This window comes from candidate division WOR-3 bacterium, from assembly GCA_039801905.1.
In the GTDB taxonomy this organism is placed as follows: Bacteria; Hydrothermota; Tepidihabitantia; order Tepidihabitantales; family JBDRVQ01; genus JBDRVQ01.
In genome coordinates, this window is record JBDRVQ010000009.1 from 51202 (window position 1) to 57244 (window position 6043).

At 42.9% G+C, this 6043-nt stretch carries 6 protein-coding genes; 4 read left to right on the forward strand and 2 right to left on the reverse strand.

Annotated elements, in window-relative coordinates; translation table 11 throughout:
* Positions 1 to 418: 418 nt before the first annotated feature.
* A complete protein-coding gene (locus tag ABIL00_02935) occupies positions 419 to 1045 on the reverse strand; it encodes a hypothetical protein (GenBank protein MEO0109724.1) in 627 nt (208 codons plus the stop codon).
* A 246-nt stretch (positions 1046 to 1291) separates the two neighbouring features.
* The gene (locus ABIL00_02940) at positions 1292 to 1708 is read right to left on the reverse strand and encodes a hypothetical protein (protein MEO0109725.1); all 417 of its coding nucleotides are present in this window, start codon (positions 1706 to 1708) and stop codon (positions 1292 to 1294) included.
* Between the two features lie 221 nt (positions 1709 to 1929).
* Here ABIL00_02940 and ABIL00_02945 point away from each other — a divergent pair, with 221 nt between their 5' ends.
* The 4 genes from ABIL00_02945 to ABIL00_02960 are packed head-to-tail and all read left to right on the forward strand — an operon-like array spanning position 1930 to position 5774.
* A complete protein-coding gene (locus ABIL00_02945) occupies positions 1930 to 3594 on the forward strand; it encodes a carbon starvation CstA family protein (GenBank protein ID MEO0109726.1) in 1665 nt (554 codons plus the stop codon).
* Positions 3569 to 3829 (forward strand): hypothetical protein, encoded by a 261-nt coding sequence (locus tag ABIL00_02950; protein MEO0109727.1) that lies wholly within the window; start codon positions 3569 to 3571, stop codon positions 3827 to 3829. The genes ABIL00_02945 and ABIL00_02950 overlap by 26 nt, the downstream gene beginning before the upstream one ends.
* Positions 3830 to 3877: 48 nt before the next feature.
* A complete protein-coding gene (locus ABIL00_02955) occupies positions 3878 to 4807 on the forward strand; it encodes a TRC40/GET3/ArsA family transport-energizing ATPase (protein ID MEO0109728.1) in 930 nt (309 codons plus the stop codon).
* Entirely contained in the window at positions 4800 to 5774 is a 975-nt protein-coding gene (locus ABIL00_02960) for an ArsA family ATPase (GenBank protein MEO0109729.1), read from the forward strand. Before ABIL00_02955 ends, ABIL00_02960 begins: the two co-directional genes overlap by 8 nt.
* Positions 5775 to 6043 lie beyond the last annotated feature (269 nt).

A 6043-nucleotide genomic window follows, 5' to 3' on the forward strand; every position in this document is an offset into this window, starting at 1 on the left:
ATTTTGAAGGATATTTCCGTATTTATTATAGAGGGCTATGAAGAAGTTAATTAAAGATTTTGCCTTTTCAGAGTTATCCGCCTGGGGCGGATTTATAATTATCAGAAGAGAGATTGAGGAGGTGTTATCGGGTAATTAGTCCTTAACGAAAATGGCATTAAGCGTGAGATCTTTATCAGAAAGGAGGGGTTTATCTTTATAAAAAGGGGTGTAGCATACAGGGGATGGTATCGGGGATTTAACAGAAGAGATAATAGAAGTTCTAAGAAAAGGCTTAATTTTGGATTTAATCGGAGATTTAATAAAGGGTTTAATTAAAAATTTAATAAATAGTCTAAAAGATGGTATAAAGAGAGGGATAAATAGAAGCCTAAATTAGGGTATAATCCCAAGCCTAATTAAGGGTTTAATCCGAAGTCTAAATGGGAGCCCAATAAAGAATGGAAGAAAAGCAGAGAGAAAGGAGGCAAATACTGGTCCCTGACACCTTGCCGCTAACCGCGGGCAGGAACAGGATGTTGCGGAAAATCGTGGCTGAAGGTGTTTGGCGTTGCGCCTTCCTCAATCCCCCATAGAACTCAATCACTCGCAGACGAGCATCGTAGTTTGCGACATAGGCATATTTTCCAACAACCGCCACACCAAAAGCATAACCTGGGGTATTGTAGCGACTCAGAAAGGCTAGTGTTGCAGGGTTTCCAGCATCCCGGATTTCAAGACCTGCCTGTCCCGCGGCGATGAAGAGCCTGTTGGATTGATACCAGATACCCTGGACAAATCCCCGAGTGTGAATCGCCACAGATCTTTTTCTCGGTTGAGATGGATTGGAGAGATTGATGAGATAGGTCCCACAACCAGAACCCAAAAATGCTAAATTCCGGTTCGGGTCAAGTGCCACCGCATAAGAAGAGCCAAAGGGCCGGGAACCAATCTCCCGGCAGTTTAGCGAGTCAGCAAACATACTGGCAAAGGTGAGAGAGAAGTAAACCAAAACCCTTCTTTGTATTAAACCATTTTCCTTTGCCAAACGGCATACTAATATCACCTATGTCAACCCTACGGTTTTCATCCGGGATGTTGATAATAGCGGTGAGTTTATTAATAATGCTTTTGTTTAATGCCCCTTATGTGGAAAGTCACATTGGACAATGGTTCGGTCTTATGTTGGTTATCGGCGGTATGATACCGAAGAGGAATATGAAATTTTAGTCGGATTTTGCGGGCAGCGGATAAGATTCTATTTTGATGAAAGGCGCTGAGCGTTTCGGGATAAAGAGGGAATTTTCTTCTCCTAAAACCGACCTAATAGGTTAAAAATTTGGGTGAAGGAGAGGCCAATCGCTAAAATTATAGGCCAGGGATGGAGGGTGGCGGTAGTGGATTCAACCCTCTTGTAGCGGGAGATAATTGTCTTCTTTTGACTTCTTATTATTCCCAAGACCGCACCGATTAAAGAGAGTAAAAAGATTAACCAGGAGAGACCCAAATAGCCGGGAATTTTTATCCGGAGGCGCCGGAGGGAGGGGAAAGATAAGAGGCCGATTAAGAAGACGACTAAGATGAGGGAGAAGAAGATGATGCCGAGGATCTGATGCCTTTTGCGGGGAAAGGTCCACATCCCGGCCCGGCTCATTCCGAGCCAGGCGTTATAGATACCAATCACCGCCGCACTGATCAAAAGGATAAGTTGAATAATTAAGATAACCATCATTCATATTAAAGGAAAAAAGGGGAATGTCAAGTCTTCAATAGGGGGAGGGCGAGGCCCAGTCTTTTCTTTAAGATTTCACTTTTAATTAGACCTCCAATTTTTCACCCGATTTTTTTCTCATATCTCCTCCGGTAAGATTATGCCAAAAATGGACATTAAATTTTTTTAAGGACTTATTTTATATTGACAATTGTTTACCTTATTATTATCATAAAAAGATGAACTCGGTATTCGTGATAATTTTGGGGATAATTGTTTATTATCTGGGAGTTCAAATCTATGCCAAATTCTACGACCAAAAGGTAATCAAGACCGACCCGAAAAGGGCAACTCCCGCCCGGCTCTATGCGGACGGGGTTGACTTTTTACCAACATCCAGAAATATCCTCTTTGGCTATCAGTTTAAGTCAATCGCCGGCGCGGCACCAGTTTTAGGTCCAATCATCGCTATCAAGTGGGGTTGGCTGCCTGCTCTTTTATGGATTCTTTTGGGTACATTCTTTATCGGTTGGATTCAGGATTACACCTCAGCGATTGTCTCAATGCGCTCCGATGGGATGACCTTTGGCGGTATCTCTTATTCTTTGATCTCTTCCCGGGCAAGGGTGATTTTACTATCTTTTATCTACTTCTATCTTTTGCTTATCGCCAGTGCCTTCACCAATGTCGTTGCGGTCTTTCTTTCTAAGAATCCGAATATCCCTTTGTCAATTATCTTTTTGGCTTTCGCGGGTATTTTAGTTGGCTTTCTCATCTATTATGGTCGGTTAAACCTGATTCTTGTGACAATTGTTGGCCTTTTCATCTTTTACCTTTCGCTTTTTCTGGGAGCAAAAATCCCCTTGGCTTTAAATAACCCCTTTGCCAATAAGATGCTCTGGTTAGCCTTTGCCTTAATCTTTTCTTTTTTCGGTTCGGTCTTACCCATTTGGGTCTTTGTCCAACCAATCAATTATTTAAGTTTTTATATCATCCTCTTTGGGATGGTGGGAGCGGTTTTGGGGATTTTTATCGGTCGTCCCAATTTTTCTGCTCCACCCTTTACCAATTTTCAGGCAGAAGGTTTACCCCTCTGGCCTATGCTTTTTGTCACCATCGCCTGCGGTGCCATTTCTGGTTGGCACTCCAATGTCTCCTCCACCGGAACATCAAGGCAATTGGAAAAGGAGACCGATACCCGAGCCGTGACCGCTGGGGCGATGTTTTTAGAGATGATTTTGGCTTTAATCGCCTTGATTATCGTCAGTATTACTAAGGCCCGGGGGAGTTGGGATTCCTTATTCGGTGAGGGGTTAGATTTGGTCTTCTCTTATCTCGGATTGCCGAAGGGTTGGGGGAAATCTTACGGACCGGTGATGATTGTTATCTTAGCCATCACCATTCTCCATTTGGTAATTCGCTTTATGCGGATTGCCACCAATGAACTTTTGGGTAAGAAAATTCCTGCTCTTAAAGACCCAGTCTTAGGAACAGTGATTGCCATCATCTTCTCTTTCGTCTTAGTTTATACCGGTAGTTTCAATTACATCTGGGTTTTATTCGGTTCTGCCAATCAGTTGATGGCCAGTTTAGCCCTTTTAATCGCTTCGGTCTGGCTTGTCTCCCAAAGAAAACCAACCGCTTTCACATTTTATCCAATGGTCTTTATGTATCTGACGACGATGAGCGCTTTAATCTATACGAGCATTTCGGTTCTGAGGCAGGCGATAACCGGCTTGGATTTAACCGGTAAACCACTGCCCACAAGTTCAGTGATTGGCAACTATTTTGCTGGCCTTATCGGTTTAATCTTATTTTTTGCCGCCCTCATTTTGGCTTATGATGGCTTAAAGGCTTATATAAGATATGGGAGGGGAAATGGAAAAGAAGAAGGGAATTTTTAAGTCCTTAAAGGAGTTTATTTATGGGATGGCGGCTCACGATACCGCCCGTTTTGCCTTAAAGACCAGAGGCAGTATGGAGCATCTCTTTATCTTAATCACGATGGGGGATATGCTGGGCGTTCCGATTTTACCTCCTTATTATTCTTTAAGGCTTCTTCCCTATTGCATCCCCCAGATTGCCACTTGGAAACGAAGGATGCTTCGGGAAAAGGATTTCACCGATACCTTGGCTTAAATGACCTTAAAGGAGTCTTTTCTAAATAATCCGAATCGCAAGTATATTATGTTTGGGGGTAAGGGCGGTTTGGGTAAGACAACCTTCTCCGCGGCGACTGCCTTCTGGTTGGCAAAGAGGGGTTTTAAGGTCTTAATCTTTTCGGTTGATCCCCAGGCATCCCTTTCCGATATCTTCCAAAGGGATATCTTTGGTAAGGATGCCCAAGAGATTATCCCCAATCTCTTTGCCCAGGAGATTGATGCCGATAGAAGGATTAAGGAGTATCAAGATGAGATAAGGAATAAGATTCGGGAGAAGTACGGTTTGGAGGAAATTCCCGAAGAGATTGAAAGTTATATTCAGGCGGCATCCGCGGAACCGGCGATGGAGGAGAGTGCCATCTTTGATGCGGTGGTGGATATCGTTAACACCACCGATTTTGATTACTACATCTACGATTTAGTTCCCTTAGGTCATGCCCTATATTATCTGGCGATGAGTTCTATCTATGACCAATGGATAAATAAGATTACCTCTTTAAGGGAGGAGATGCAAAGATACGAGAAGGTTATTGCGAAGATGAAAAGCGAAGAGGTGAAGGAAGAAGATGAGATTTTACAGGAGTTAGAATACATTAAGAGACGAATCAATCTCGCCTCCAAGATCTTTACCGATAAAGAGAAGACCGCCTTCTTCTTTGTTCTCACCCCGGAGGAGATGAGTATTATTGATACGGAAAAAGCAGCCAATTTATTCTCCCGTTACGGCGTGCCGATAACCGGTTTTATCGTCAATCGGGTCTTACCACAGGAATTAAAAAAAGGTAATATTCCAGAATATTTGAAAAACCGCATTATTGCCCAAGAGAGACCTTTAGCGAAAATAAGAGAGAAATTCGGGAAAGAGGTCTTGGGTTGGATTCCAGAATTGGAGCGGGACATTACCGGCTTAGAGATGATTGAAAGGATGGCAAGAATAATGTTTGGCGATGATTAAAAAAGGTCTGAGTGATTTCTTTAATCAAAATCCCAATTTGAAATACCTCTTTTTTGGTGGAAAAGGGGGTGTTGGGAAAACAGTCCTGGCAGGAATTACCGCCCTTTACCTCTCGGAAAAGGGGAAGAGGGTCCTTTTGGTTTCCACCAATCCGGTTCATAGCCTCTCGGGTCTTTTAAACGAAGATGTCTTCGGCCGGGAGAAAAAGGTTTCGCAGACCAACCTCTTTGCCTTAGAGATTGACACCAAGGATGTGATCTTGAAAAAGAAGAATGAGATCAAGGAGAAGATTGAATGGTTTTTGCGCTTTGCCGATATCACCGGGCAGAAGACTGAAGATTTTATTGAATCGGCAACGATGAATCCGGCATTTGAAGAGTCCGCGATGTTTGAGAAGATGGTTGATTTGATGTTTGAGGATAAATACGAAATCTATGTCTTTGATACCGCACCGACCGCTAATGCGAGAAGACTACTTGGGATGTCAAAGGTCTATACCTTATGGGTGGAGAAGATGCTGGCAAGTCGAAAGGAAGCGGAGGAGTTGCGAAAGAAATTGACATTTACCAAAAAGGAAGAGAAAGACCCACTTTTGACCTATCTCCTTTCCTTTAAGGAGCGGATCGAACGGGTCCACCAACTTTTAACCAATCCTTCTCTCACCGCCTTCTTCTTTGTCACTCTACCTGAGGCATTACCGATTGCCGTGATTAGGCGTTTTATCGGTTGGTTTAAGGATTTTGGCATTCCGGTTGGGGGGGTGATTGTCAATCGGGTGATTGATAAGAAGCAAGTTAAAGAGGATGCACCGGAATTTGTCTTGAACCGGATAACAATGCAAGAGAGATACCTTAATGAGATAAACTCTTCCTTTGAAAATGTCTTAGGTATTTTACCAGAGATGGCAAATGAGATTCGGGGGGTTGATAAGTTAAAGGAGGCGATGACTTATCTCTTTTCCCATTGACAAATTATTTTTTTAATGTATACTACTATGTAATAGGGTGAAAACCCTAAAGGAGGGGTTATGTGGTTTAATAAAAGGGTATCTATCTATCTATCTATATATCTTTCTTTTAATTAGCACGATAGCCCTTGGGCAAATGGGCTGGGTCCAAAAAGCAAATTCTCCTCATCCGGTGAATGAAGGTGGTGCGCTTACGAAAGGTTTCAAACCGGGTTATGATACAGTCATTTTTGCCCTTCTCGGAAATGTCTCAGGTGGCAGAAATGATA